The organism is Dactylosporangium roseum (assembly GCF_025264685.1).
GTDB classification, from domain to species: domain Bacteria; phylum Actinomycetota; class Actinomycetes; order Mycobacteriales; family Micromonosporaceae; genus Dactylosporangium; species Dactylosporangium roseum.
This window is the reverse complement of the sequence record NZ_CP073721.1, coordinates 7,297,542-7,319,798: the sequence shown is the minus strand read 5'-3', so window position 1 is coordinate 7,319,798 and position 22,257 is coordinate 7,297,542. Positions and strand designations below refer to the sequence as shown.

At 70.8% G+C, this 22,257-nt stretch carries 24 protein-coding genes; 23 read left to right on the top strand and 1 reads right to left on the bottom strand.

The window, feature by feature from the left end; genetic code table 11:
- The first annotated feature begins 3 nt into the window (after nucleotides 1-3).
- From map to truA, 10 genes are all read left to right on the top strand, one after another.
- Complete coding sequence (map, locus tag Drose_RS34285) at nucleotides 4-852, top strand: type I methionyl aminopeptidase (protein WP_260725383.1); 849 nt, start codon at nucleotides 4-6, stop codon at nucleotides 850-852.
- Nucleotides 853-953: 101 nt separating this feature from the next.
- On the top strand, nucleotides 954-1,439 hold the full coding sequence (locus tag Drose_RS34280) for a DUF1707 SHOCT-like domain-containing protein (protein ID WP_260725382.1): 486 nt from the start codon (nucleotides 954-956) through the stop codon (nucleotides 1,437-1,439).
- A gap of 225 nt (nucleotides 1,440-1,664) precedes the next feature.
- Nucleotides 1,665-1,886, top strand: coding sequence for a translation initiation factor IF-1 (gene infA / locus Drose_RS34275; RefSeq protein WP_007073013.1), 222 nt, complete (start codon nucleotides 1,665-1,667; stop codon nucleotides 1,884-1,886).
- Nucleotides 1,887-1,959: 73 nt separating this feature from the next.
- A complete protein-coding gene (rpmJ, locus tag Drose_RS34270) occupies nucleotides 1,960-2,076 on the top strand; it encodes a 50S ribosomal protein L36 (protein WP_014687778.1) in 117 nt (38 codons plus the stop codon).
- A 209-nt stretch (nucleotides 2,077-2,285) separates the two neighbouring features.
- Nucleotides 2,286-2,666, top strand: coding sequence for a 30S ribosomal protein S13 (gene rpsM / locus Drose_RS34265; protein WP_190249365.1), 381 nt, complete (start codon nucleotides 2,286-2,288; stop codon nucleotides 2,664-2,666).
- A 43-nt stretch (nucleotides 2,667-2,709) separates the two neighbouring features.
- Complete coding sequence (gene rpsK, locus Drose_RS34260; RefSeq protein ID WP_259859795.1) at nucleotides 2,710-3,120, top strand: 30S ribosomal protein S11; 411 nt, start codon at nucleotides 2,710-2,712, stop codon at nucleotides 3,118-3,120.
- A gap of 16 nt (nucleotides 3,121-3,136) precedes the next feature.
- Entirely contained in the window at nucleotides 3,137-3,763 is a 627-nt protein-coding gene (gene rpsD / locus Drose_RS34255; RefSeq protein ID WP_259859794.1) for a 30S ribosomal protein S4, read from the top strand.
- Nucleotides 3,764-3,844: 81 nt separating this feature from the next.
- On the top strand, nucleotides 3,845-4,870 hold the full coding sequence (locus tag Drose_RS34250) for a DNA-directed RNA polymerase subunit alpha (RefSeq protein WP_259859793.1): 1,026 nt from the start codon (nucleotides 3,845-3,847) through the stop codon (nucleotides 4,868-4,870).
- A 29-nt stretch (nucleotides 4,871-4,899) separates the two neighbouring features.
- Nucleotides 4,900-5,451 carry a 50S ribosomal protein L17 gene (rplQ, locus tag Drose_RS34245; RefSeq protein WP_260725381.1) on the top strand — a complete coding sequence of 184 codons (552 nt, stop codon included), beginning with the start codon at nucleotides 4,900-4,902 and terminating at the stop codon, nucleotides 5,449-5,451.
- 244 nt (nucleotides 5,452-5,695) lie between these two features.
- Nucleotides 5,696-6,511: a tRNA pseudouridine(38-40) synthase TruA gene (truA, locus tag Drose_RS34240; protein ID WP_260725380.1), complete on the top strand. Its 816-nt coding sequence runs from the start codon at nucleotides 5,696-5,698 to the stop codon at nucleotides 6,509-6,511.
- A 39-nt stretch (nucleotides 6,512-6,550) separates the two neighbouring features.
- Here truA and Drose_RS34235 read toward each other — a convergent pair whose 3' ends face one another.
- Nucleotides 6,551-8,791 carry a hypothetical protein gene (locus Drose_RS34235; protein WP_260725379.1) on the bottom strand — a complete coding sequence of 747 codons (2,241 nt, stop codon included), beginning with the start codon at nucleotides 8,789-8,791 and terminating at the stop codon, nucleotides 6,551-6,553.
- Between the two features lie 135 nt (nucleotides 8,792-8,926).
- Between Drose_RS34235 and Drose_RS34230 the strand changes: the two genes are divergently transcribed.
- From Drose_RS34230 to Drose_RS34170, 13 genes are all read left to right on the top strand, one after another.
- Entirely contained in the window at nucleotides 8,927-9,568 is a 642-nt protein-coding gene (locus tag Drose_RS34230; RefSeq protein WP_260725378.1) for a class I SAM-dependent methyltransferase, read from the top strand.
- A 3-nt stretch (nucleotides 9,569-9,571) separates the two neighbouring features.
- Nucleotides 9,572-11,227 (top strand): ABC-F family ATP-binding cassette domain-containing protein, encoded by a 1,656-nt coding sequence (locus Drose_RS34225; protein WP_260725377.1) that lies wholly within the window; start codon nucleotides 9,572-9,574, stop codon nucleotides 11,225-11,227.
- Nucleotides 11,228-11,274: 47 nt separating this feature from the next.
- Nucleotides 11,275-11,520 carry a DUF2630 family protein gene (locus tag Drose_RS34220; protein ID WP_260725376.1) on the top strand — a complete coding sequence of 82 codons (246 nt, stop codon included), beginning with the start codon at nucleotides 11,275-11,277 and terminating at the stop codon, nucleotides 11,518-11,520.
- Nucleotides 11,521-11,693: 173 nt separating this feature from the next.
- On the top strand, nucleotides 11,694-12,386 hold the full coding sequence (locus Drose_RS34215; protein WP_260725375.1) for a hypothetical protein: 693 nt from the start codon (nucleotides 11,694-11,696) through the stop codon (nucleotides 12,384-12,386).
- Nucleotides 12,387-12,693: 307 nt separating this feature from the next.
- Nucleotides 12,694-13,137, top strand: a complete 444-nt coding sequence (rplM, locus tag Drose_RS34210) for a 50S ribosomal protein L13 (protein WP_260725374.1) — start codon at nucleotides 12,694-12,696, stop codon at nucleotides 13,135-13,137.
- 35 nt (nucleotides 13,138-13,172) lie between these two features.
- Nucleotides 13,173-13,646: a 30S ribosomal protein S9 gene (rpsI, locus tag Drose_RS34205; protein ID WP_390891469.1), complete on the top strand. Its 474-nt coding sequence runs from the start codon at nucleotides 13,173-13,175 to the stop codon at nucleotides 13,644-13,646.
- An 86-nt stretch (nucleotides 13,647-13,732) separates the two neighbouring features.
- On the top strand, nucleotides 13,733-15,079 hold the full coding sequence (gene glmM, locus Drose_RS34200) for a phosphoglucosamine mutase (RefSeq protein ID WP_260725373.1): 1,347 nt from the start codon (nucleotides 13,733-13,735) through the stop codon (nucleotides 15,077-15,079).
- Nucleotides 15,080-15,092: 13 nt separating this feature from the next.
- Entirely contained in the window at nucleotides 15,093-15,851 is a 759-nt protein-coding gene (locus Drose_RS34195; protein ID WP_260725372.1) for an SDR family oxidoreductase, read from the top strand.
- A 105-nt stretch (nucleotides 15,852-15,956) separates the two neighbouring features.
- Entirely contained in the window at nucleotides 15,957-17,870 is a 1,914-nt protein-coding gene (gene glmS, locus Drose_RS34190; protein ID WP_260725371.1) for a glutamine--fructose-6-phosphate transaminase (isomerizing), read from the top strand.
- Nucleotides 17,871-17,900: 30 nt separating this feature from the next.
- A complete protein-coding gene (locus Drose_RS34185; RefSeq protein WP_260725370.1) occupies nucleotides 17,901-18,296 on the top strand; it encodes a holo-ACP synthase in 396 nt (131 codons plus the stop codon).
- Nucleotides 18,293-19,729, top strand: a complete 1,437-nt coding sequence (locus tag Drose_RS34180; RefSeq protein ID WP_260725369.1) for an NAD(P)H-hydrate dehydratase — start codon at nucleotides 18,293-18,295, stop codon at nucleotides 19,727-19,729. The genes Drose_RS34185 and Drose_RS34180 overlap by 4 nt, the downstream gene beginning before the upstream one ends.
- Nucleotides 19,730-20,058: 329 nt before the next feature.
- Nucleotides 20,059-21,183 carry an alanine racemase gene (gene alr / locus Drose_RS34175; protein ID WP_260725368.1) on the top strand — a complete coding sequence of 375 codons (1,125 nt, stop codon included), beginning with the start codon at nucleotides 20,059-20,061 and terminating at the stop codon, nucleotides 21,181-21,183.
- A complete protein-coding gene (locus Drose_RS34170) occupies nucleotides 21,180-22,250 on the top strand; it encodes an alpha/beta fold hydrolase (protein ID WP_260725367.1) in 1,071 nt (356 codons plus the stop codon). The genes alr and Drose_RS34170 overlap by 4 nt, the downstream gene beginning before the upstream one ends.
- The last annotated feature ends 7 nt before the right edge of the window (nucleotides 22,251-22,257 follow it).

The window sequence follows — 22,257 nt, the reverse complement described above, 5'->3', positions numbered from 1 at the left end:
TTCATGGGCCAGCAGGTCGAGATCGAACTCAAGACCCCGGAGCAGATCGGCCTGATGCGCCGCGCCGGGCTGGTCGTCGCCGACGCGCTCGCGCGGATGCGGGCCGCGATCACGCCCGGAGTGTCCACGGCCGACCTCGACAAGATCGCCGAGGAGACCATCCGGGCGGCCGGGGCGATCCCGTCGTTCAAGGGCTACCACGGCTATCCGGCGTCGATCTGCTCCTCGGTCAACGACCAGGTGGTCCATGCGATCCCCAGCGCGCGGCAGGTCCTGCGCGAGGGTGATCTCATCTCGATCGACTGCGGTGCGGAGCTCGACGGCTGGCACGGCGATGCCGCCGTCACGATCGTCGTCGGTGAAGGGCACCCCGACCTGCGGCGCCTGATCCGGGTGGCGGAAGACGCCATGTGGTCGGGCATCGCGGCGGCCGCCCGGGGAGCCCGGTCCGGCAAGGGCCGGCTGACCGACATCTCGCACGCGATCCAGTCGTCGATCCGCAAGGCGGGGCGGTACGGCATCGTCAGCGGCTACGGCGGCCACGGCATCGGCAGCGCGATGCACCAGGACCCGTTCGTGGAGAACTCGGGCCGACCCGGCAAGGGTCCGATCCTGCGGTCCGGCATGGCCCTCGCGATCGAGCCGATGATCACCAGGGGCAAGCCGAAGGTGGCCGAGCTCGATGACGGCTGGACCGTGGTCACGGTCGACGGCTCCGTCGCCGCGCACGTGGAGCACACGATGGCCATCTGCGACGACGGCGTCTGGGTGTTGACCGCGGAGGACGGCGGCCGCGCTCGGCTCGGCGACCTGGTGACGTCGCGGGAGCCGGCGCCCACCTCCACCTCCTGAACCGGACCCCGATCCTGGTACGGGCAGGGAAGTACCGGGTGGAACGGCTGCCCCCCAAAATGGGATGCTGAGGACACCCGAATGGGGGCGAAGGGGGAGCGGTGGCAGACCGGCGGGAAAACGTGCGTGCGGCCGATGTGGACCGGCAGTTCGTGGCGGAGCGCCTTAAGGCGGGGCTCGACGAGGGCCGGCTGTCGCTGGGCGAATACGACGACCGGCTCAAGGAGACCTACGCCGCGCGCACCTATGGCGACCTCGACAAGGTCCTCAGGGATCTGCCCGGCTTCCAGCCGGTGAGCGACTCGCAGCTCACGACGGCCGAGTCGGTGAGCCCGGCCACATTTGCCGACAGCGACAAGAAGAACGGCCGCACGCCGTCGTGGCTGGTCGGCATCTGGGGCACCTGGCTGGTGGCGGTCTCCGTCAATGTGGTGATCTGGGCCCTGGTCAGCATCTCCAGCGGCGAGGCGGTGTACTTCTGGCCGATGTGGGTCGCCGGTCCCTGGGGCGCCGTGCTGCTGGCTTCGACGATCAGCATGCGCGTGCTCGGCAACAGCCCCGAGCAGAAGCGCTATCGGGACGATTGACCAGACTTCCGGGCCGCCGAGCGGATGAAACCCCCCGGATTTGGTGTCAGGACTTCCCCCGCGTAGACTCGTCCATTGGCGCAAAGCGTCCACTCCGGCATGCCTCCACGCGCTTCTGGGGCATGACCGGAGCCGCGGCTGGCACGAGGACTTCGACATCGTCGTTGACCTCGTGAAACGGATGCGAGCGTCGACCACCAGACCCGATGTCAGGTAGCGGAGGACATGCCGAAGAAAGACGGGGCCATCGAGATCGAGGGCCGAGTGATCGAGCCACTCCCGAATGCGATGTTCCGGGTGGAGCTCGCCAATGGCCACAAGGTCTTGGCACACATCAGCGGGAAGATGCGGCAGCACTACATTCGCATCCTGCCCGAGGACCGTGTTGTTGTGGAGCTTTCGCCCTACGACCTCACTCGCGGGCGCATCGTCTACCGCTACAAGTAATTCGGTGTCGGTTTCCAGGTAACGGTCGGGCCTGCGGCCCCTATGTGGGTGCGCAGCGAGAGTTAGGCACACCGTGAAGGTCAAGCCGAGCGTCAAGCGGATCTGCAACAACTGCCGGATCATCCGGCGGCATGGCCGGGTCATGGTCATCTGCAGCACTGACCCGCGCCACAAGCAGCGCCAGGGCTGAGGTCCGGCGTCGCTCTGTGCCGCCGCCTGGAAGCGGCAGCGCAGATCCACACAGCACCACCTCGCACTTGCCCGTTCCAGCCTCGGGCCGCCGCGCATGACGCGCGGGGAGCGCGTGGCTGACCCCCGGTCGGAGGCCGGGGCCCGTCTGTGGGCAGACGGGAGCGGAGCGGGCACAGACCTCCGCACACATGAGGAGTCAGCCCACCCATGGCACGTCTCGTTGGTGTCGATCTCCCGCGCGAGAAGCGCACCGAGATCGCACTCACCTACATCTATGGCATCGGTCGCACCCGTGCCGTCGAGACCCTGGCCGCCACCGGCATCGACCCGAACAAGCGGGCTCGTGACCTGACCGATGAAGAGATCGTGCAACTGCGCGACTACATCGAGGCCAACTACAAGGTCGAAGGTGACCTTCGCCGCGAGGTCGCCGCCGACATTCGACGCAAGGTCGAGATCGGCTGCTACGAGGGCATCCGGCACCGCAAGGGCCTGCCCGTGCGCGGTCAGCGCACCCGGACCAACGCACGCACCCGCAAGGGTCCGAAGCGCACGGTCGCCGGCAAGAAGAAGCCGGGCAAGAAGTAGTAGCCAGGTCGAGTTCAGCAACATATCTAGGAGCGCATAGAGAATGCCACCGAAGGCTCGCGCCGGCGCGACCGCTGTCAAGAAGGTCCGGCGCAAGGAACGCAAGAACATCGCGCACGGGCAGGCGCACATCAAGAGCACGTTCAACAACACGATCGTGTCGATCACCGACCCGACCGGGGCTGTCATCTCCTGGGCCTCCGCCGGCCAGGTGGGCTTCAAGGGCTCGCGCAAGTCGACTCCGTTCGCCGCGCAGTTGGCCGCCGAGGCCGCCGCTCGTCGCGCGATGGAGCACGGCATGCGCAAGGTCGACGTCTTCGTCAAGGGCCCGGGCTCCGGCCGGGAGACCGCGATCCGCTCGCTGACGGCCGTGGGCCTCGAGGTCGGGCAGATCTCTGACGTCACGCCGCAGCCGCACAACGGTTGCCGTCCGCCGAAGCGCCGCCGGGTCTAAGGGAAGAGACAGAAACATGGCTCGTTACACAGGTGCCGACTGCCGTCGTTGCCGTCGCGAGAAGATGAAGCTGTTCCTCAAGGGCAGCAAGTGCGACGGGCCGAAGTGCCCGTTCGAGTCGCGTCCCTTCCCGCCCGGCCAACACGGCCGTGGCCGGCCGAAGGAGACCGAATACCTCCTGCAGCTCCGCGAGAAGCAGAAGGCCCGCCGCATCTACGGTGTGCTGGAGCGGCAGTTCGAGGGCTACTTCGACGAGGCGGTCGCGAAGCCGGGCAAGACCGGTGAGGAACTGCTGAAGATCCTCGAGTCGCGACTCGACAACGTGGTCTACCGCGCCGGCCTGGCGACCTCGCGTGACGCGGCCCGCCAACTGGTGAGCCACGGCCACATCCAGGTCAACGGCAAGAAGGTCGACATCCCGTCGTACCGTCTGCGCGAGCACGACATCGTGCAGGTGCGCGAGAAGTCGCGTCAGCTCACGCCGTTCCAGATCGCGCAGGGCCTCGCGGGCAGCAAGACCGTCCCCGCGTGGCTCGAGTTCATCCCGAGCGAGCTCAAGGTCCTGGTGCACAGCCTGCCGGCGCGGCAGGTCATCGACACCCAGGTCCAGGAGCAGCTCATCGTCGAGCTCTACTCGAAGTAAGCAACAACAGGCGGGGCCGATCCGGCCCCGCCTGCTCGGAGCGCGTCATATGGCGGGCGCGCAACGAATCTGGAGGAAACAGTGCTCATCTCCCAGCGGCCGAGTCTCGCCGAAGAGTCGATCAGCGAGGTCCGGTCGAAGTTCACCATCGAGCCGCTCGAGCCGGGCTTCGGTTACACGCTCGGCAACTCGCTGCGGCGCACGCTGCTGAGCTCCATCCCGGGTGCGGCGGTCACCAGCATCAAGATCGACGGCGTGCTGCACGAGTTCACCACGATTCCCGGCGTCAAGGAGGACGTGGTCGAGCTCGTCATGAACATCAAGGAGCTGTGCGTCAGCTCCGAGCACGACGAGCCGGTCTCGATGTACCTGCGCAAGCAGGGCCCCGGCGACGTCACGGCGGGCGACATCCAGCCCCCGGCCGGCGTCTCCGTGCACAACCCCGACCTCAAGCTGGCCACCCTCAACGGCAAGGGCCGGCTCGACATGGAGCTGACCGTCGAGCGTGGGCGGGGTTACGTCACCGCCAACCAGAACAAGCAGCAGGGACAGGAGATCGGCCGGATCCCGGTCGACTCGATCTACTCCCCGGTGCTGAAGGTCACCTACCGCGTCGAGGCGACCCGTGTCGAGCAGCGCACCGACTTCGACCGGCTCATCATCGACGTCGAGTCCAAGCCGTCGCTGACCCCGCGCACCGCGCTGGCCTCGGCCGGCTCGACGCTGGTCGAGCTGTTCGGCCTGGCGCGCGAGCTCGACGAGACCGCCGAGGGCATCGACATCGGTCCGTCGCCGCAGGATGCGCAGCTCGCTGCCGATCTGGCGCTGCCGATCGAGGAGCTGGACCTCACCGTCCGCTCGTACAACTGCCTCAAGCGTGAGGGCATCAACTCCGTCGGCGAGCTGATCAGCCGCACGGAGGCCGACCTCCTCGACATCAGGAATTTCGGTCAGAAGTCGATCGACGAGGTCAAGATGAAGCTCGCCGGAATGGGTCTGGGTCTGAAGGACTCCGCCCCGACGTTCGACCCGGCACATGTCGTGGACTCGTTCGCGGACGTGGACTACGACAACGATCACGACTACCGCGAGACCGAACAGCTCTAGCCGGCTGTTGTACCAGAGGAGTCCCAACCATGCCCACGCCCACCAGGGGTCCCCGCCTCGGCGGTAGCCCCGCGCATGAGCGGCTGATGCTGGCGAACCTCGCCACGTCGCTGTTCAAGCACGGTCGCATCAAGACCACCGAGACGAAGGCCAAGCGGCTGCGCCCGCTCGCCGAGCAGCTCATCACCAAGGCCAAGCGCGGGGATCTGCACGCGCGTCGTCAAGCGCTCTCCGTGGTGCGGGACAAGGACGTGGTGTACGCGCTGTTCGACCAGATCGCGCCCCGCTTCAGCAACCGCCAGGGTGGTTACACGCGGATCGTGAAGACCGGCCCGCGCAAGGGTGACGCCGCGCCGATGGCGATCATCGAGCTGGTCGAGGAACTCGAGATCGCCGCGACGTCGACGCCGCGCAAGGCCGCCCGGAAGGCCGCCAAGGCCGACTCGATCGCGGTGCTGGCCGGCGACGAGGACACCGAGGCGACCCCGGCCGCCAAGGCCGACACCGAGCCGGCCGCCAAGGCTGACGCGGACGCCGAGCCGGAGGCCGGCGAGGCGAAGGACGACGAGACCAAGGCCTGATCACCGGCTGAGGTCCGTGGAGCCCGGCACCCTCCGTGGGTGCCGGGCTCTTTTCCTGGAAACTCAAGGTCCGCCTTCCTGGAAACTCAAGGTCGCGAAGTTCAGCCCAACAGACGCTGGCCCACCCGGATAAGGCCGACGATTCAGGCGGGGTGTGTCGCCGGCTCGTAGCGCAACACCGGGGTTGACGGACGACCGCGCGGCGTCACGTCGCGACCTTGCTTGGAACTGGGAGTTGTACCTCATGAGCACGCGACTTCGCCTGGACGTCGCCTACGACGGCACCGACTTCTCCGGGTGGGCGGCCCAGCCGCAGCGGCGCACCGTCGCCGGGGAGCTGCGCGCCGTTCTGGAGCGGCTGTTCGGCGGCGTCGAGGGGCTGACGGTCGCCGGCCGTACCGACGCGGGGGTCCACGCGACCGGCCAGGTCTGCCACGTCGACGTGCCCACCGAGCGGTGGGAGAGCATCGGCGGGGCGCTCGTGCGCAAGCTGGCCCAGCTCTTGCCGCCCGACGTCCGCGTGCGTGCGGTGACGGAGGCACCGGCGGAGTTCGACGCCCGGTTCTCGGCGCTGTCCCGCCGGTACGAGTACCGGGTCGCCGACGCGCCGTACGGCGCCGAGCCGCTGCGCCGCCGCGACACCGTCGCCTGGCCGCGGCCGCTGGATGTCGGCCTGCTCAACGCCGCGGCCGCGGGCTTGGTCGGCGAGCACGACTTCGCCGCGTTCTGCCGGCGCAAGGAGCATGCGACGACGATCCGGGCGGTGAGCGCGCTGCATTGGCGCCGCGACCCGGACGGGGTCGTCGTCGCCTCCGTGACGGCTGACGCGTTCTGCTGGTCGATGGTCCGCAGCCTGGTGGGTGCCCAGTTGGTCGTCGGCGACGGACGGCGGCCGCCGTCGTGGCCGGCGAGCCTGCTCAGCCGTACCATCCGGGCCGACGAGGTGATGGTGGCACCGGCGCACGGGTTGACCCTGGTCGAGGTCCTGTACCCGGCCGACGTGTCCGCCCTGCGCGAGCGGGCCGAACTGACCAGGCGCCGCCGGGACGCTGCTGGCTGATCCACGCGTGTCCCGGCCGCGCCGGCCACGGCGCTGCGGTCAGCTCGCGCCCGGCGCCGGGGACGCGGGCAGCGACGCGGCCGGAGTCGCCTCGGGCTGGACGACGGCCCGGTTGCCGATGATCTCGTTCTCCAGGTAGGTCTCGACGATGTCGAACGTGATTTGCTGCGGATACGGGTCGACAGGGGCGAACGCGTTGCCGTCCACGCGGGCGATCACGCAGTAGGCGATGAAGTGGCCCTTGTAGTTCCAGCCGAGCTGTGTCGGTGCCCGCACGAGCGCGTCGGTGCCGGTGCCGGCGCCGACACTCATCCCGGAGAAGCGGCCCTTCTGCCCGTCGACGATCGGCTTGACGCCGTCGAAGGCCAGCGCCGCCGCCTTCTCGGTGTCCAGGTTGAAGATGCCGGCGGTGATCAGGTACTCCTCGTTGGGCGACTTCATGGTCGCCCGCACGACCTCGCTGCAGCCCGCGTTCATGAGCAGGGTGGCCAGCTCGTCGGTCGCCGCCGTCTTGCAGTCCGGTGAGGCCTTGGTCGAGAGGATGACGTAGGGCGGCTCGTTTGGCACCGCCACGATGTTGTTGCTCGGGAAGACCTCGGCCTCGGTGAGCGGCGCCGGGTCGACCTGCCGGCTGCTGATGTCGCGCTTCTTCGGCCCGCTGGTCGTGCTGGACCGCGCCGACTCGGGGCCGTTGCGCTCGTCTTTGAGGATGAACCAGGTGCCGATGCCGCAGGCGCCCAGCACCACCACGACCGCGATCACGCTGAGCATGGCGATCCAGCGGTGCGGCCGGTGCTCCGGTCGGACCGGGTCGATGACCGCCCGCGGATGTGACCCGGTGCCGCCCCGACCCGGACGCCCGGGACGCTCACCGCGCCCCGGCGGACCTACCGGCCGGCCACCCGGCGGCTCGCGCAGCGCGCGCTGGCCGCCGCCGATGTAGTCGCCCGAATATTCTCCGGTGCCCCGGCCGCCACGCCGCCGTGCTGTCGAAGGATCGTCGTATCCGCGGCCCGGCATCGCGTCGTCGAGAGTGCGCCGCTGGTGCGGCGCATCGTCACCGATCGGGACGCGCGGGGCGTCGGCCCGCCGCCGCGGTGCGGTGAGGTCGGCCGGCGTGGCACCGGCGGCGGGCGCCCCGGCGCGGCCGAGCCGTCCGGTGCCGGTGTCGTCCCGCCGGAACCCGGCCGGACCTTCGGCGTCGTAGCCGCGACTCCGGTGTGGCGCACCGGGGTCGCCGGGGCGCCGGCTGCCGGTGTCCTCGCCGAGCCCGGTGCGCTGCCGCCGCACGCCGATGTCGTCGCCGGCACGGAACGCGGTGGTCTCGCCGGCACGGAACGCGGTGGTCGCCTCGGGGCGCCCCGCAGTGTCGAAACCGTTGCCGCCCGTCGCCTCGTAGCCGTTGCCGGTGCGGAAGGAGTCGCTGCCGGTGCGGAAGGAGCCGCTGTCGTCGGAGCGTGCCCGGCGGCGTTCACCGACCTCGCCGGTGCGCGGATTCTCCGCCTCCTCCGCCTCGCGACGGGCCCGGCGGCCGGTCGTGCCGCCGCTGGTCGGGGTGGCGTCGGGGCGCATCGTCGGGAAGATCGGCACGAGTGGCGGCGGGTCGGTCGTCGGCTGCTGGGCCACGAGGTCCGCCAGCGGTTTGATGATCGGGGTCAGCTCCGGACCGTGGTCATACGACTCGGAAGGGCCGGCCTGGCGGCGCCCGATGGGCTCGTCGTCGCGGGCGCGGCGCCGGCCGCCCCGGGCCTCCGCGGGTGCGGTGGGAAGCTGCTCGCCGAGAGGGGGACGCGCGGGCGGCGGCACCGCGCGGCCGAAGGTGCCGCTGGGGGACTCTGTGCGGCCGAAGGTGCCGCTGGGGGAGTCGTCGTCGCGAGCGCGGCGGCGGCCGCCGATCATCTCGGTGGCGTCGGGCAGCGCGGGCCGGGCCGGAGGTGGTGCCGGTGGCAGCGAGGCCGGGCTGAAGACGCCGCTCGGGGAGTCGGCGCGGCCGAAGCCGCCGCTCGGGGACTCCTCGCGATCCCGGGAGCGCCGGCCGCCGGACCGTCCCGGGCCGTCCTGGCCGCCGGGTGCCGGCGGGAACGCGCCCCGATCAAACGGGGGAGGGTCGAAGGCAGGGCTGTCGAAGGGTGCCGGCTCCGGTGGCGGTGCCGCGAACGGGTCGGGCTCTCCCCTGCCGGTGCCGCGAAGCCCCGCCAACCAATTGTCGGCTTCGTCCGCTTCGTCCCGGCGGAACGAGTCGGCTCGCCGTTTCCGGCGCGGCTCGTTCCCAGAAGTCATGTCGCACAGGGTAGCCGACACGGCGTGGCGGTGTCGTACGGGCGATGTCGCGCACAATCCGAACGGGTGGCCGCCCGGAAGACCCGTCACCTGCTTGGGGACAATGCGTTGCGAAGGCGGTCAAGGGAGGGCATCGTGTCCGGCGAGCATTACTTCTCGGCCGACCCGGCGGTCGCGCACGAGCGGCACCAGGTCGAGTTCGCCGCGCTCGACCAGGAGTTTCGCCTGGTTTCGGCGTCCGGCGTGTTCTCGTCCACCCGGCTCGACCCGGGCACGGCGGTCCTGCTCGACAAGGCGCCGCTGCCCGGTCCGGAGACCACCGGCGCGCTGCTCGACCTCGGCTGCGGCTACGGTCCGATCACCGCCGTTCTGGCCGCCGCGGCGCCGCGTGCGACGGTCTACGCCATCGACGTGAACCAGCGCGCTCTCGACCTGGTCCGGGAGAACGCCGCCGCGCTCGGCGTCGCCGACCGGGTCGTCGTGTCGACCCCGGACGAGGTGCCGCCGACTGTCGGGTTCACGCAGATCTGGTCCAACCCGCCGATCCGGATCGGCAAGACCGAGCTGCACGCACTGCTCCTGCGCTGGCTGCCGCGGCTGGCCCCGGACGGCGTCGCGTGGCTCGTCGTGGCCAAGAACCTGGGCGGCGACTCGCTGCGGCGCTGGCTCGTCGAGCAGGGTTTCCAGGTCGAGCGGCACGCGAGCCAGAAGGGTTTCCGGATCTTCAGCGTCCGAAAACCGGGCGACGCGCGTACCGATGCCGCCTTAAATCTTTGAGCTGTGGGATATGTCGACGTAGCCGGAGTCGGGCACACGCTGCCGGACGGCCGTGAGCTGTTCTCCGAGGTGTCGTTCCGGGTGGGTGAGGGCGCGAAGGTGGCGCTCGTCGGGCCGAACGGCGCGGGCAAGACGACGTTGCTGAAGATGGTCGCCGGCGACCTCCCGGTGCACACCGGCGTCGTCGCGCGCTCCGGCGGGCTCGGCGTGATGCGCCAGTTCATCGGCATGATCGGCGACGACCGCACCCTCTACGACCTCGCCCTGGACCTGGCGCCACCGCGGCTGCGCGGTGCCGGGGAGCGGCTCGCCGCCGCCGAGCGGGCGATGCACGAGGCGAACGGCGCGGACGCCGAGAAGGCCCAGTTGCGGTACGCCAACGCGCTGGCCGCCTGGGGCGAGGTGGGCGGCTACGACGCCGAGGTCCTCTTCGACACCGCCGGCGTCGCCGCGCTCGGCCTGCCGTGGGACCTCGCGAAGGACCGGCCGGTGCGCACCCTGTCCGGCGGCCAGCAGAAGCGCTTCGCGCTCGAACTCCTGCTGCGCGGTGAGGACGAGGTGCTGCTGCTCGACGAGCCCGACAACTTCCTCGACGTCCCCGGCAAGCGCTGGCTCGAGGAGCGGCTGCGGGAGTCGCCGAAGAGTGTCCTGTACGTGTCTCACGACCGGGAGCTGCTGGCCCGGTCGGCCGACCGCGTGGTGGCCGTCGAGGGCGGTTCCGCCTGGGTCCATCCCGGCGGCTTCGCCTCCTGGCACGAGGCGCGGGTCGCGCGGCACGAGCGGCTCGACGAGCTGCGCCGCCGCTGGGACGAGGAGCACGAGAAGCTCAAGGCGCTCGTCCAGATGTACAAGACCAAGGCCGCCTACAACGACGGCCTGGCGTCGCGGTATCAGGCGGCTCAGACCCGGCTGCGCAAGTTCGAGGAGGCCGGCCCTCCGCCCAGCCCGCCGAAGGACCAGGACATCCGGATGCGGCTCTCCGGCGGCCGGACGGGCAAACGCGCGGTCGTGTGTGAGCAGTTGGAGCTCTCCGGCCTGACGTACCCGTTCGATCTGGAGCTGTGGTACGGCGACCGCCTGGCGGTCCTGGGCGGCAACGGCACCGGCAAGTCGCACTTCCTGCGGCTGCTGGCCCGGGGCGGCACGGATCCCGCCGAGACGCCGATCGGCACCGCCCTGGCACCCGTCGAGCACGAGGGCATGGTCCGGCTGGGCGCGCGGGTGCGGCCGGGCCACTTCTCGCAGACGCACGACCGGCCGGAGCTGCTGGACAAGACGCTCGCCGAGATCCTGTGGCGGGGCGACGAGTGGCGGGACGGCCTGCCGCGGCCGCAGGCGATGCCGGCGCTGTCCCGGTACGACCTGGCGGCGCAGGCCGACCAGCGGTTCGGCACCCTGTCCGGCGGCCAGCAGGCACGGTTTCTGGTCCTGCTGCTGGAGTTGTCCGGTGCGACGCTGCTGTTGCTCGACGAGCCGACGGACAACCTCGACCTGGCCAGCGCGGAGGCGCTGGAGGAAGGGCTGCGGAGCTTCGCCGGGACGGTGATCGCCGTGACGCACGACCGCTGGTTCAGCCGCTCGTTCGACCGTTACCTGCTGTTCCGCTCCGACGGCGAGGTGACGGAGGTGCCCGAGCCGGTGTGGGAAGGGCGCGGCTAGCGGACCGTGGGAGCGGTGGCTGGTGCGGCGGGTGGATGATGCGAGTCATGGACGAGAAGACGTTGATCCACCAGATCTCGACGCTGGTCGACGACGAGCACAAGCTCCGCACCCAACTGCAGCAGGGCAAGATCACGGAGCAGGAGGAACACGACCGGCTCCGGGCCGTCGAGGCGCAGCTCGACCAGCTCTGGGACCTGCTGCGCCGGCGCCGGGCGGCGCGGGCGCAGGGTGTTTCACCGGATGAGGTCGAGGCGCACTCGATCGACGAGGTCGAGCACTACCTGCAGTGATCCGGTGCACTCGTGGTGCCCGGCGGACCCGGCACCACAAGGCCGACGACGACTGTGATCGATGCCGTCCCGGTCTGTGGACGGATGTGCCAGATCCTCGCACGGTAGGGTGGCGACGGTTCGCAGCGGGGTAAATAAGCACCGACCCCTATGTAACAGCAAGGAGGACGCAGATGCGCACGACCGGCAAGGTCGCCACAGCGGCTGTTGCGGTGTTCGGCATCGGGCTCGCCGGATGTAGTGGTAATGGTGGTACTCCGGGTTCGTCGATCTCGGCCGGTGCCTCCGGCAGCACCTCGACGGCTCCGTCAAGCAGTGCCTCGGGTTCGAGCGGCGGCGGCAGCGGCACCGGTTCCGCGGCGTCGTGCCTGGTCGGCACCTGGAAGGCCGGCAACCTGACCGGCAAGCTCAGCGGGCCGGTCGACGGCACGTTCCAGGGTGGCGGGGGCACGCTGCTGACCATCGACTCGGCCGGCAAGACGCAGGTCGACTTCGGCTCCATGCAGCCGGTGACCTTCACGTTCTCCGTCTCCGGCAACGACGTGAAGGGCAGCTTCTCCTACGGCGGCAAGGTCAACGGCGCGGTCAAGACCCCCACCACGCCGAGCGGCACGCTCGAGCCGACCGGCACCGTCGACTTCAGCACGCTGACGGTGACCGTCGACCTGACCGCACCCGCTTCGGTCCGGGCCGCCGACAAGGTGGCGATCAGCGAGTTCGCCGACTCCGGCTCCGCCGAGACGGGCGGTGCGGTCGACGCGCAGCCGGTGCTCAAGAAGAGCCGGTACGAGTGCGGCGGCAACACCCTCAAGCTCTCCCCGCCGCAGGGTGGCGACACCGGCACCTGGACCTTCACCAAGTCCTGACGCCCCACCCCGTCTCCCGCGTTGATCTTGCAGTCATGGTGCCTGGCTCGCCCGGATATTTCGGGTATTCCGGAACCACAACTGCAAGATCGACGCGGGAAGGCACTCCCTGCCGCTGTTTGTGACCGGGTTCGTGTTCCTCTTCAGCCCCGATTTTGAGGAGCGGGGGGACGCCGAGTATCGTGGACCGCTGTTGTGCGATGACAAGGCGTCCCCATCGTTCGGGTACGCTGGGTGGTCGTGCGCGCTGAGCGCTGCCATCGAGAGCGCACCCCAGAACCGACGACGTGGAAGACAAGGTAGACCTGTGGGTACGTACAGCCCGAAGCCGGGTGAGATCGAGCGCGCGTGGCACGTCATCGACGCCACTGATGTGGTGCTCGGGCGCCTGGCCACGCACGCTGCGACGCTGCTGCGCGGCAAGCACAAGCCGACGTTCGCCCCGCACGTTGACACCGGCGACTTCGTCATCGTGATCAACGCTGGCAAGGTGGCGCTGACCGGCAACAAGCGACAGAGCAAGGTCGCCTACCGCCACTCGGGTTACCCGGGCGGTCTCAAGGCGGTCGGCTACGAGGAGTTGCTGACCAAGCACCCCGAGCGGGCGATCGAGCTGGCCGTCAAGGGCATGCTCCCGCACAATCGCCTGGGCGCGCGTCAGATCCGCAAGCTGAAGGTGTACGCGGGCGCCGATCACCCGCACGCCGCTCAGCAGCCCAAGCCGTTCGAGATCAAGCAGATCGCGCAGTGAGCGCGGACGAAGGACAGAGCGTGACCGACGAGACCATCGACGCCCCGACCCCGGCCGCTGTCGCGACCGTCGAGACCCCGGCGCCCGCCGCTGCCGCCGCCCCGACGCGGGCGCGTCGTGCGGGCCAGCCGATCCAGACCGTGGGCCGCCGCAAGGAGGCCATCGTCCGGGTCCGCCTCGTGCCGGGCACGGGCAAGTTCCAGCTCAACGGTCGCGAGCTGGAGAGCTACTTCCCGAGCAAGGTCCACCAGCAGTCGGTCCGCGAGCCGTTGGTGATCGTGGAGAAGGCCGAGACGGTCGACGTCTACGCCAACCTCCGCGGCGGCGGCACCACCGGCCAGGCCGGTGCGCTGCGGCTGGCGATCGCCCGGGCGCTCGTCGAGAACGAGCCCGACGACCGGGCGGCGCTGAAGAAGGCCGGCTTCCTGACCCGTGACGCTCGCGCCACCGAGCGCAAGAAGTACGGTCTGAAGAAGGCCCGCAAGGCCCCGCAGTACTCGAAGCGCTAACCAAGCCTGTCGGCCGGGTGCCACCCTAGAGGTGAGCGCCCGGCCGATTTGCGCTGCGCGGAAGTCCGAACCATGGGAGGTACGCAATGGGGCGACTCTTCGGCACCGACGGGGTTCGTGGTCGGGCCAACGCCGACCTGACTCCCGAGTTGGCGATGGCCGTCGCCATCGCGGCCGCGCAAGCGCTGTTCGAGCACGACCACTCCCACGCCCCGGTCGCCGTCGTGGGCCGTGATCCGCGGGCCAGCGGCGAGATGCTGGAGGCGGCCGTCGTGGCCGGCCTGACCAGCGCCGGTGCCAACGTCGTCCGGGTGGGCGTGCTGCCGACGCCCGCCGTCGCGTACCTGACCGGCGTCCTCGACGCCGACGTCGGCGTGATGCTCTCCGCCTCGCACAACCCGATGCCCGACAACGGCGTCAAGCTCTTCGCCGCCGGCGGTCACAAGCTCCCCGACGAGGTCGAGGACGAGATCGAGCGGCTGATCGACGACCGCACCCATCGTCGCCCCACGGGTGCGGGCATCGGCCGGGTCACCGACTACGCCGAGGGCGAGGACCGCTACGTCCGCCACCTGCTCACCTCGCTGCCCAGCCCGCTCGCCGGGTTGAAGGTCGTGGTGGACTGCGCCAACGGCGCCGCCTCGTCGGCCGCGCCCGAGGCGTACCGCCGGGCCGGCGCCGCGGTGATCGCGATCAACGCCGACCCCGACGGTCTCAACATCAACGAGGACTGCGGCTCCAACCATCTCGCGCAGCTCCGGGCGGCCGTGGTCGAGCACGGCGCCGACCTGGGCATCGCGCACGACGGCGACGCCGACCGCTGCATCGCGGTCGCGGCCGACGGCGCCGACGTCGACGGCGACCAGGTCATGGCGATCCTCGCGCTCGCGATGCGCGACGCGGGCACCCTCACCGAGGAAACGCTCGTCGCCACCGTCATGAGCAACCTGGGGTTGAAGCTGGCCATGGCCGAGGCCGGCATCCGGCTGCTGGAGACCCGGGTCGGCGACCGATACGTGCTGGAGGAGCTGCGGGCCAAGGGCCTCGCTCTCGGCGGGGAGCAGAGCGGGCACATCGTGATGCCGGCCTTCGCGACCACCGGAGACGGCGTGCTGACCGCGCTGCACCTCATGGGCCGTATGACGACAACGAAGCGGAGCCTGAAGGACCTCGCCTCGGTCGTGCACCGCCTGCCTCAGGTGATGATCAACGTTCCGGTGCTCGACCGCTCGACCGCCGCGAAGTCGCCGCAGGTGCTCGACGCCGCCAAGCAGGTCGAGGCCGAGCTCGGCGGCACCGGCCGGGTGCTGCTGCGTCCCTCGGGCACCGAGCAACTCGTGCGGGTCATGGTCGAGGCGGGCACGCAGGCGACCGCCAAGGAGGCGGCCGAACGGATCGCCGCCATCGTTCGAACGGTGTCGCCTACCCAGTAGTAGCCTGCGGCGCATGACCAATGCCCGCACCGTCCTCGTCACCGGCGCCTCCCGCGGCATCGGCAAGGCCAGCGCCATGGCCTTCGCCGCCGAAGGCTGCAACGTCGTGCTGACCTCCCGCAAGATCGACGCTCTCGACGCCGTCGCGGCGGAGATCGGTGACCGGTTCCCGGGTGTCGGTGTGCTCACCCACGCCGCGCACGCCGCCGAGTCCGACCAGGCCGCCGCCGTGGTCGACGCGGCGGTGGGGCGCTTCGGCGCCGTCGACGTCCTGGTGAACAACGCCGCCACCAACCCGTACTTCGGTCCGCTGATGGGGATCGATCCGGTACGGGCGGACAAGACCGTCCGGCTCAACCAGTTCGGCGTCGTCCTGTGGAGCCAGCTTGTGTGGAAGGCGTCGATGGCGTCCCGCGGTGGTGCGATCGTCAACGTCGCGTCGGTCGGCGGCCTGCTCACGGAGCCCGGCATCGGCTACTACAACGCCACCAAGGCCGCCGTCATCCACCTCACCCGGCAGATGGCGGCCGAGCTCGCCCCGGCCGTCCGGGTCAACGCCGTCGCCCCCGGCATCGTGCGTACACAGCTCGCGCGCGGCCTGTGGGAGAACAACGAGGACCTGCTCAACGCGAAGCTGCCGCTCGGGCGAATCGGTGAGCCCGACGACGTGGCCGGCGTCATCACGTTCCTCGCCGGACCGGCGTCGCGCTGGATGACCGGCCAGACCCTGGTCGTCGACGGTGGCGCGCAGATCCGCTCGTTGATCGCGTAGCAGGGGCGGCCCAGGTGCGCAATCGGTCGATTGTGCGCAGGACCCGTGCGCAATGACGACACTTTTGCGCACGGGTCCTGCGTGGTCTTCTGCTACGGTACCTCCATGTGCGGAATCGTGGGGTACGCCGGCGCGCGTCCGGCCCTGAACATCGTTCTGGACGGACTGCGGCGGCTGGAGTACCGCGGCTACGACTCGGCCGGCGTCGCCGTCGTCACCACTGATCCGGGCCGGTCGGCGCCTGCGGCGGGTGACCTCGACGGTGAGCTGCTCACCGCGAAGCGCGCCGGCAAGCTCGCCAACCTGGAGAAGGCGCTGCAGGAGGAGTCGGCGGCCGGGCTGGCCCTCGGCACCACCGGCATCGGCCACACCCGCTGGGCCACCCACGGCGGACCCACCGACCGCAACGCCCATCCCCACCGCTCCGCCGACGGCCGGGTCGCGGTGATCCACAACGGCATCATCGAGAACTTCGCGAAGCTGCGCGCCGAGCTCGAATCGGCCGGTGTCGAGTTCACGTCCGACACCGACACCGAGTGCGCGGCGCACCTGCTCGCCATCGAGTTGCAGTCGGCCGAGGGCGCCACGCCGGGCGAGCGGCTCGCCGAGGCGATGCGCGCGGTCTGCCGCCGGCTGGAGGGCGCGTTCACGCTGCTCGCCGTCGACGTGCTGGCTCCCGGGGTGGTCGTCGGCGCCCGGCGCAACTCGCCGCTGGTCGTCGGCCGTGGTACCGGCGAGAACTACCTGGCCAGTGACGTGTCCGCCTTCATCGAGCACACCCGCGAGGCCGTCGAGCTGGGCCAGGACCAGGTCGTGCTGATCACCGGCGACGACATCGTCATCACCGACTTCCTCGGCAACCCGGCGGAGGGCAAGACCTTCCACATCGACTGGGACGCCTCCGCCGCCGAGAAGGGCGGCTACGACTACTTCATGCTCAAGGAGATCGCCGAGCAGCCGCACGCCGTCGCCGAGACGCTGCTCGGCCGGCTCAACGAGCACGGCGACCTGCTCCTCGACGAGGTGCGCCTGTCCGACCAGGACCTGCGCGACGTCGACAAGGTGTTCATCATCGCCTGCGGCACGGCGTACCACTCGGGCATGGTCGCGAAGTACGCCATCGAGCACTGGACGCGCATCCCGTGTGAGGTCGAGCTGGCCAGCGAGTTCCGCTACCGCGATCCGGTCCTCGACCGCTCGACGCTCGTCGTGGCGATCTCGCAGTCCGGCGAGACGATGGACACCCTCATGGCGCTGCGCCACGCGAAGGAGCAGAAGGCACGCGTCCTCGCGATCTGCAACACCAACGGCTCGACCATCCCGCGCGAGTCCGACGCGGTGCTCTACACCCACGCCGGCCCGGAGATCGCGGTCGCGTCGACCAAGGCGTTCCTGACCCAGCTCGTCGCCTGCTACCTCGTCGGCCTGCACCTCGCGCAGGTGCGCGGCGTGAAATACGCCGACGAGGTGGCCGCGGTCGTCGCCCAGCTCCAGGAGATGCCGAAGAAGGTCGAGCAGGTCCTATCGATGATGGAGCCGATCCGTGAGCTGGCCCGTGAGCTGGCCGAGGCGAAGAGCGTGCTGTTCATCGGCCGGCACGTGAGCTACCCGGTCGCGCTGGAGGGCGCCCTGAAGCTCAAGGAGCTCGCGTACATGCACGCCGAGGGCTTCGCCGCCGGTGAGCTGAAGCACGGGCCGATCGCGCTGATCGACCAGGGCACGCCGGTCGTTTGCGTGGTGCCGTCGCCGCGCGGCCGGGGCGTGCTGCACGACAAGGTCGTCTCCAACATCCAGGAGGTCCGGGCCCGCGGCGCCCGCACGATCGTGATCGCGGAAGAGGGTGACACGGCCGTCGCGCCGTACGCGGACCACCTCTTCTACGTGCCGGTCACCCCGACCCTGCTCGCTCCGCTCGTCACCACGGTCCCGCTCCAGGTGCTCGCCTGCGAGATCGCCACGGCCCGCGGCCACGACGTCGACCAGCCCCGCAACCTGGCGAAGTCCGTCACCGTCGAGTAGGCCGTCGTCCGATGTGACAGGGTGAGAGCCGTGATCGTGTCCGTCGGCATCGACGTGGTGCTGGTCGAGCGGTTCGGCAAGGCGCTCGACCGCACGCCGCTGCTCGCCGACCGGCTCTTCACCACCGCCGAGCGGGTCACCGGCTCGGGCAACCCGCGCTCGGCGGAGTCGCTCGCGGCCCGCTTCGCGGCCAAGGAGGCCGTCGCGAAGGCCCTCGGCGCGCCCAGCGGACTGCACTGGCACGATTGTGAGATCGTCACCGACCCCGACGGCCGGCCGTGGCTGACCGTCTCCGGCACCGTCGCCCAGGCCGCCGCCGAGCTCGGGATCTCGCGGTGGCACCTGTCGCTGTCCCATGACGGCGGGATCGCGTCGGCCATGGTGGTCGCGGAACGGCTGTCCACCGACTCAGGGAGTCACGAATGAGAGCTGCTTGGCGCGTCGCCCAGGTCCGCGCCGCCGAAGAGGCGCTGATGAAGACCCTGCCCGGCGGCGCGCTCATGCAGCGTGCCGCGGCGGGGTTGGCGCGCCGCTGTGCCGCGTCGTTGCGGCAGGTGTACGGCAGCAGCGTCCTTCTGCTGGTCGGACCCGGCAACAACGGCGGCGACGCGCTCTTCGCGGGCGCGCGTCTCGCGCGGCGCGGCGCTCGGGTCCGGGCGCTGCTGCTCGACCCCGATCGGGTCCACCGTGAGGGCCTCGCCGACCTGCGGAACGCGGGCGGGTCCGTGGTCCGTGACGTACCGTCCGCAACGGACCTCGTCGTCGACGGCATCCTCGGCATCGGCGGCCGCGGCGGCCTGCGCGAGCCAGCGGCGGGTCGCGTCGCCGAGGTCTCCGGCGCACTGCGCGGCGCCCCGGTCATCGCGGTCGACGTCCCGTCCGGCGTCGACGCCGACACCGGGGCGGTCACCGGCATGGCCGTCCACGCCGACGTCACCGTCACCTTCGGCGCCCTCAAGCCCGGCCTGCTCGTCGGCGCCGGCGCGGTCCACAGCGGCCTGGTCGAGCTGGTCGACATCGGTCTCGCCCCGTACTTCGACGGCGATCCCGCCCTGTACGTCCCCGAGGTCGACGACATCGCCGCCTGGTGGCCGAGGCCGGTTGCCGACGACAACAAGTACTCCCGCGGCGTCATCGGCATCGCCACGGGCTCCGACCGCTACCCCGGCGCCGCCGTCCTCTCGGTCGCGGGTGCCCTGGCCGGTCCCGCGGGCCTGGTCCGCTACGCGGGCACTGCCATCGAACAGGTTCGTTTCCACCACCCGCCCGCCATCCCGACCGACCGGGTCGCCGACGCCGGCCGGGTGCAGGCATGGGCGTGCGGCAGTGGCCTCGGCGGCGACGAACGCGCCTACACCGAAGTGCGCACGGTCCTCGGCGCGCCGGTGCCCGCGGTTCTCGACGCCGACGCGCTCACCCTGCTCGTCGACGCCCGGATGGCAGACTGGCTGCGTGACCGCGACGCGCCGACGGTGGTCACGCCGCACGACGGCGAGTTCCAGCGGCTGGCCGGCGGGGCTCCGGGCGACGACCGCATCGGCGCCGCGGTGCACCTCGCGGAGCGGATGGCATCGGTGGTACTGCTGAAAGGCGACCGCACGATCATCGCGACCCCCGACGGCCGGGTCTTCGTCAACCCGACGGGCACCCCGGCGCTGGCCACCGGCGGCACCGGCGACGTGCTGACCGGCCTGCTCGGCTCCCTCCTGGCGGCGGGTCTGCCGGCGGAGCACGCCGCGGCGGCGGCCGCTTTCGTCCACGGCCTGGCCGGGCGCCTGGCGGCCGAGGGGGGCCCGGTGACGGCCGCGGATGTGGCGACGCACCTGCGCCCGGCGATCCGCTCGTTGTGGTCGACCTGAGTCGGCTTCGGCGGCCTGCCGGGATGATCGGCCGCTCCGGGCGGTTCGCCACGGTCGTGACGGGTTGACGTCGTCCGGGCCCCGGGGCGGCGCGTTCCGGGCCGGGCGACTCCTTGATCATGGGAAAGGTCTGGCTATCGGGGCAGTCACATCTTTCCCATGATCATGAGTTTGAGCGGCACGGCGGTGGATCGCGCCGCATCGCGCCTCGGCGGCGACGCCTCGCGAGCCCCGCGCCCGGATCGCCGGGACGGGTGGAGATCCGCTGCCCACCGTAGTGTGACGTGGGCGTACCGGCTCACCCTCCGACTAGCCCTTACCCTAGGGGGATGTGGCAGGCGCAGATCCGGATCGATCTTGACGCGATCCGGCACAACGTGGCGACCCTGCGTGGTCTCCTCGCGCCGCGCATCCACCTCATGACCGTCGTCAAGGCGGACGCCTACGGCCACGGCATGCTGCCCGTCGCTCGGGCCGCGCTCCAGGCCGGCGCCACCTGGCTCGGGGTCGCGACGCTCGACGAGGCCCTTCGGCTACGGGCCGACGGCATCACCGCGCCGGTGCTCGCGTGGCTGCACAGCCCGGGACGGCCGCTGCACGAGGCCGTCGAGCGAGGGGTCGATCTCTCCGCGTCGTCGATCGGGACGCTCCACGAGATCGTGCGGGGCGCCCGCAAGGTCGGGAGTGTGGCCGGCGTCCATCTCAAGGTCGACACCGGGCTCTCGCGCAACGGCGCGCATCCCGCCGACTGGCCGGCACTGGTCGAGCGGGCCGCCAAGGCGCAGGCCGACGGGCACGTCGAGGTCGTCGGTGTGTGGAGCCACTTCGCGTGTGCGGACGAGCCGGGGCACCCCTCGATCGGGCGGCAGTTGGCGGCGTTCCACGAGGCCGTCGACACCGCCGCGCGGTTCGGGATCGCGCCCCGCCTGCGGCACCTCGCCAACTCGGCCGCCGCCGTCACGTTGCCCGACAGTCACCTCGACATGGTGCGGGTCGGCCTCTCCACATACGGTCTCTCGCCCGTTCCCGGCGCCGGCCCGGCGCTGCGTCCGGCGATGAGTGTCCACGCCCGGGTGGCGCTCGTGAAGTCCGTGTCCGCGGGCGAGGGCGTCTCCTACGGGCACACGTACAAGACCTTGAAGGACACCACCCTGGCGCTGGTGCCGCTGGGCTACGGCGACGGCGTTCCGCGCTCGGCGAGCAGCCGGGGCCCCGTCTGGCTGGCCGGCAAGGTCCGGCGCATCGTCGGGCGGGTCTGCATGGACCAGGTCGTCATCGACTGCGGCGACGACGAGGTGCGCGTCGGCGACGAGGCGGTGCTGTTCGGCGCCGGCACGGAGGGCGAGCCGACCGCCGACGACTGGGCGCTGGCCGGCGACACCATCAACTACGAGATCGTGACGCGGATGGGCAGCGAGCGGACGCCGCGGATCTACGTGGGGGAGCCGGCATGACGGACGTTGAGGTCGCCAAGGGCAGCAAACGCCGCAAGGCCGGCATCATCGGCGCGGTCGTCGGCCTGGCCGCCGCGGGTGTGGCCGCCGGGGTCGCGGCCGAGCGATACATCGTCAACCGCTCGAAGAAGGCCGAAGACGTCCACGCCGACGAGGAGTTCGGCGTCTGGGACTTCGACGAGGGGCTGACCGTCACCACCGACGACGGCATCGACCTGCACGTCGAGGTCGTCGACGGCCCGAGCCGGGCGACGCTCGTCTTCGTGCACGGCTTCTGCCTCGACATGGGGACGTTCCACTTCCAGCGCAAGGCGTTCGAGGGCAAGCACCGCATGGTCTTCTACGACCAGCCGGGCCACGGCCGCTCGGGCAAGTTGCACAGGGGTGAGTATTCGCTCGAAGCGCTCGGTGCCGGCCTGCGCGCGGTGCTCCAGGCGACCGTGCCGACCGGCCCGGTGGTGCTCGTCGGCCACTCGATGGGTGGCATGACGATCATGGCTCTGGCCGAACAGATGCCGGAGTTGTTCGAGAGCCGGGTCGAGGGGGTCGTGCTGATCTCGACCTCGGCCGGCAAGCTCGACCAGGTCAACTTCGGCCTGCCCGACGTCGTGGCGAAGTTCCGCCGGCCGCTGCTGCCGATCATCGGTTTCGCCGGCCCGATCAGTTCGGCCGTCATCGACCGGGCCCGCCATGCGTCGACCGACCTGGCCTGGCTGCTCACCCGGCGGTACGGCTTCGGGACCGCGCGCCCCAGCCCGGCCCTGGTGTCGTATGTCGAGAAGATGAACTCGAAGACGTCGACCGACGTCATCGCGCGGTACCTCCGCACCCTCTACACGCACGCGCGCCTGCTGCTGCTGGGCCCGCTGTGCTCGGTGCCGGTGCTGCTCGTCTGCGGCGACCGCGACGTGTTGACGCCGCTCACCCACACCCGCGAGATAGCGTCGGTGCTGCCGGAGGCCGAGTTGATGATCGTCGCCGACGGCGGCCACGTCGTGCTGCTCGAGCACGCCGACGTGGTCAACGAGGCCATGGACACGTTCTTGACGAAAGTGCTGGAGCAGTGAGCCGAAT

Coding starts and splice junctions, on each gene's coding strand:
- map (WP_260725383.1), top strand. CDS start 4: ATGGGCCAGCAGGTCGAGATCGAACTCAAGACCCCGGAGCAGATCGGC.
- infA (WP_007073013.1), top strand. CDS start 1,665: ATGCCGAAGAAAGACGGGGCCATCGAGATCGAGGGCCGAGTGATCGAG.
- rpsM (WP_190249365.1), top strand. CDS start 2,286: ATGGCACGTCTCGTTGGTGTCGATCTCCCGCGCGAGAAGCGCACCGAG.
- rpsK (WP_259859795.1), top strand. CDS start 2,710: ATGCCACCGAAGGCTCGCGCCGGCGCGACCGCTGTCAAGAAGGTCCGG.
- rpsD (WP_259859794.1), top strand. CDS start 3,137: ATGGCTCGTTACACAGGTGCCGACTGCCGTCGTTGCCGTCGCGAGAAG.
- rplQ (WP_260725381.1), top strand. CDS start 4,900: ATGCCCACGCCCACCAGGGGTCCCCGCCTCGGCGGTAGCCCCGCGCAT.
- truA (WP_260725380.1), top strand. CDS start 5,696: ATGAGCACGCGACTTCGCCTGGACGTCGCCTACGACGGCACCGACTTC.
- Drose_RS34235 (WP_260725379.1), bottom strand. CDS start 8,791: ATGACTTCTGGGAACGAGCCGCGCCGGAAACGGCGAGCCGACTCGTTC.
- Drose_RS34220 (WP_260725376.1), top strand. CDS start 11,275: ATGGACGAGAAGACGTTGATCCACCAGATCTCGACGCTGGTCGACGAC.
- Drose_RS34215 (WP_260725375.1), top strand. CDS start 11,694: ATGCGCACGACCGGCAAGGTCGCCACAGCGGCTGTTGCGGTGTTCGGC.
- glmM (WP_260725373.1), top strand. CDS start 13,733: ATGGGGCGACTCTTCGGCACCGACGGGGTTCGTGGTCGGGCCAACGCC.
- Drose_RS34195 (WP_260725372.1), top strand. CDS start 15,093: ATGACCAATGCCCGCACCGTCCTCGTCACCGGCGCCTCCCGCGGCATC.
- glmS (WP_260725371.1), top strand. CDS start 15,957: ATGTGCGGAATCGTGGGGTACGCCGGCGCGCGTCCGGCCCTGAACATC.
- Drose_RS34180 (WP_260725369.1), top strand. CDS start 18,293: ATGAGAGCTGCTTGGCGCGTCGCCCAGGTCCGCGCCGCCGAAGAGGCG.
- alr (WP_260725368.1), top strand. CDS start 20,059: ATGTGGCAGGCGCAGATCCGGATCGATCTTGACGCGATCCGGCACAAC.
- Drose_RS34170 (WP_260725367.1), top strand. CDS start 21,180: ATGACGGACGTTGAGGTCGCCAAGGGCAGCAAACGCCGCAAGGCCGGC.